Source organism: Pseudoroseomonas cervicalis ATCC 49957 (assembly GCF_000164635.1).
Lineage (GTDB): Bacteria > Pseudomonadota > Alphaproteobacteria > Acetobacterales > Acetobacteraceae > Pseudoroseomonas > Pseudoroseomonas cervicalis.
On the sequence record NZ_GG770780.1, the window covers coordinates 19,200 to 21,886 of the forward strand.

Below are 2,687 nucleotides of genomic sequence, written 5' to 3' on the forward strand. Positions count from 1 at the left end.
CCCGGCGCCTCGGCACCGAGGCGATGGCGGCGGCCGAGGCGCTCTCCGCCCTGCCCGCCATGCTGGAGAGCGGCGCGCCGGTGCTGGGCATCGCGCGAATCGGCTGGCGCGAGGCCGGCCGGGTGCTGCCGATCCTGGAGGAGCCGCTCTATGCCGGGCTGCGCGGCGGCATGGCGGTGGCCGAGGGCGGCGACCTGCGCGCGCATCTGCTCGCCCTGCCGGCCGAGGCGCAGCGCGCCCTGCTGCGCCAGGTGGTGCAGGAGGAGATCGCCCGCATCCTGCGCCTGCCGCCCGAGGCGGTGGCGCCGGACGCGCCGGTGGCCGGGCTCGGCCTCGACAGCCTGGGCGGGCTGGAGCTGCGCGGCGCGCTGGAGCAGCGGCTGGGCATGACCGTGCCGCTGGCCTCCGTCACCGAGGAGCTGACCATCGAGCTGCTGGCCCGCCGCCTGGCCGACGGCCTGTCCGGCCAGCGGCCGGAGGAGGCGATCGCCCAGCTGGTCGAGCAGTTCGAGCCGAGCGAGGCGCCGCAGACCGCCCCCGCCGCCGAATAGGCGGCCATGGCCAGGCGCCGGCGGGCCGGCGGCGCGGGCGCAATGCCGTGAGCCGCGGCATAAGGGGTTGGCGGACCCTGGAAGCCGCGTCATGCAGCGGTTAGAAACCCTGGAGGGGGCCGGGACGCCTGCGCTGCCCGGCCCCCTCCTGTTCTGGAAGGTGGTTCCCGCGGCATGAGTGGTGGGCTTTCGACGACGGCGCGGCTGGCCCTGCTGGCCCGCCTCTCCAAGCGGCGCAAGGCCGAGGCGCCGCGCCCCGAGGCCGGCAGCGCCCGCGACTTCACCACCCTGCCCGGCATGCGCGACTACGCGCTGCTGAAGACGGCGATGGAATCGCTCGCGCTGGAAAGCCCGCTGTTCCGCGCGCATGACGGGCTGGCCGGGGCGCACAGCGCCATTGGCGGCCGCCCGGTCATCAACTTCGCCAGCTACAATTATCTCGGCCTGAACGGCGATCCGCGGGTGCAGGCGGCGGCGAAGGCCGCCATCGACCGCTACGGCGTCTCCCCCTCCGGCTCGCGCATCACCTCGGGCGAGCGCGACCTGCACCTGGCGCTGGAGCGCGCGCTGGCGGCGCTGCACGGGGCCGAGGCGGCGCTGACCTTCGTCTCCGGCCACGCCACCAATGTCAGCACCATCGGCCACCTGATGGGGCCGCGCGACCTGGTGGTGCATGACGCGGCGATCCACAATTCCTGCACCGAGGGCATCCGCCTCTCCGGCGCCCGCCGCCTGCCCTTCGCGCACAACGACATGGCGGCGGCGGAGCGCGAGATGGCGGCCGGCCGGCGCGCCGCCCCGCCGTCCCAGGCGCGGGCGCTGCTGCTGGTCGAGGGGCATTACAGCATGGATGGCGATGTCCCCGACCTCGCCGCCTGCATCGACATCGCCCGCCGCCACGAGGCCTGGCTGATGGTGGACGAGGCGCATGGCGTCGGCGTCATCGGCCCGACCGGGCGCGGTGTCGCCGAGGCGCAGGGGGTCGACCCGGCCGGGGTCGATCTCTGGATGGGCACGCTGTCCAAGACGCTCTCGGCCTGCGGCGGCTATATCGCGGCGCGGGCGGATGTCATCGACTGGCTGCGCCACACCGTGCCGGGCTCGGTCTATTCGGTCGGGCTGGCGCCGCCGCTGGCCGCCGCCGCGCTGGAATCGCTGCGCATCCTGCTGGCCGAGCCGGAGCGGGTGGCGCGGCTGCAGGCCAATGGCACCGGCTTGCGCGACCGGCTGCGGGCGCGCGGCTTCGACACCGGCTCCAGCATCGGCTCGGCCATCGTGCCGGTGATCCTGGGCTCCTCTCTGCGCACCGCCAAGGTGGCGGCGGCGCTGCTGGAGCGCGGCGTCGCGGCGCAGACGGTGATGTTCCCGGCGGTGCCGGAACAGTCGGCGCGGCTGCGCTTCTTCGTCTCCTCCGAGCACAGCGAGGCGGATCTCGACCGCACGGCGGAGGCGGTCAGCGCGGCGGTGGCCGGTGTCGGCCGGGTCGAGAGCCTGCCCGGGCTTGGCTGAGCCCGGGAGGCGCCCGCCCGCGCGGCCGCTGCGCATCGCCCTGCTGACGCTGGAGAGCGCGCTGAGCGCGGCCCCGGTGCTGGGCTTCGCCCGCGCCCAGGCCGAGGCCGGGCGGCTGGCGCTGATCGGCCGCTCGCTGCCCTACCGCCCGGCCACGGGCGGCATGGCGGGGCAGCTGGCGGCGCATTGGCGGCGCTCCGGCCCGCGCTTCCTGCCCTTCCTGATGACGCAATACGGGCTGCCGCAGCTGCTGGGCGATCTGCGCCGGGCGATGGGCGGCGGCGCGCTGAGCGGCCTGGCGCGCCGCCATGGCGTGCCGTCCCTGGCGGTGGCCGACGTCAACGGCGCCGATTTCGCGGCGGCGCTGGCGGCGGCGGGGGTGGAGCTGATCGTCTCCTTCCATTTCGACCAGATCCTCTCGGGCGACACGCTGGCGCGGGTGCCGCGCGGCGGCATCAACATCCACCCCTCCCTGCTGCCGCTTCATCGCGGCCCGGTGCCGACCTTCTGGGCGATGCAGGAAAGCCCGCCCGCCTTCGGCGTGACCGTCCATCGCATGGTGCCGCGCATCGACGCCGGCACCATCCTGGCGCAGCGCGCCGTGGCGCTGCCGCCCGGCCGCAGCGC

At 75.7% G+C, this 2,687-nt stretch carries 3 protein-coding genes; all 3 read left to right on the top strand.

What is annotated here, in order from left to right:
• A partial coding sequence (locus HMPREF0731_RS13540) for an acyl carrier protein (RefSeq protein ID WP_040613334.1) occupies positions 1 to 551 on the top strand: 551 nt, incomplete at its 5' end.
• A 174-nt stretch (positions 552 to 725) separates the two neighbouring features.
• A complete protein-coding gene (locus HMPREF0731_RS13545) occupies positions 726 to 2,060 on the top strand; it encodes an aminotransferase class I/II-fold pyridoxal phosphate-dependent enzyme (RefSeq protein WP_007004712.1) in 1,335 nt (444 codons plus the stop codon).
• Positions 2,053 to 2,687: formyltransferase family protein (locus HMPREF0731_RS13550; RefSeq protein WP_051014764.1), on the top strand; the 635-nt coding region annotated here is incomplete at its 3' end. The genes HMPREF0731_RS13545 and HMPREF0731_RS13550, both read left to right, overlap by 8 nt.